Source organism: Vibrio sp. 10N.261.51.A3, assembly GCF_041471965.1.
GTDB lineage: Bacteria > Pseudomonadota > Gammaproteobacteria > Enterobacterales > Vibrionaceae > Vibrio > Vibrio crassostreae_C.
The window spans coordinates 1-315 of record NZ_JBFRPK010000130.1; the positions used below are offsets into that span (position 1 = coordinate 1).

At 48.9% G+C, this 315-nt stretch carries 1 protein-coding gene; it reads left to right on the top strand.

All coding sequences use genetic code 11. From position 1 onward, the window contains the following. Positions 1–315 (top strand): hypothetical protein (locus AB4371_RS21900; protein ID WP_372150656.1); only part of this gene is annotated, 315 nt, incomplete at both ends.

The window sequence follows — 315 nt, forward strand, 5'->3', positions numbered from 1 at the left end:
CGCGAGTGCCGATGGCGCTAGCGTGACTCAATTTACCTATGACGGCACCGCTTACTCTCTAGACCCGAATGATGCGACCGAGCAAGAGTTTACCTTCACCGAAGGCTCACTGTTTATTACGACTCAAGGGGAAGTGCGCTTTGAGCCGAACCGAGATTTAGACCACTCAGCAGGCGATATTGTTAAAAATATCGTTGTGACATCAAGCGATGGCGATGATGACGTTCTTACCTCGACAGTGACGCTTACGATTACGGACGGCGATGTCCCAACCATAGATGTCATTCCACCAATTTCACTATCTGAAACGAATCT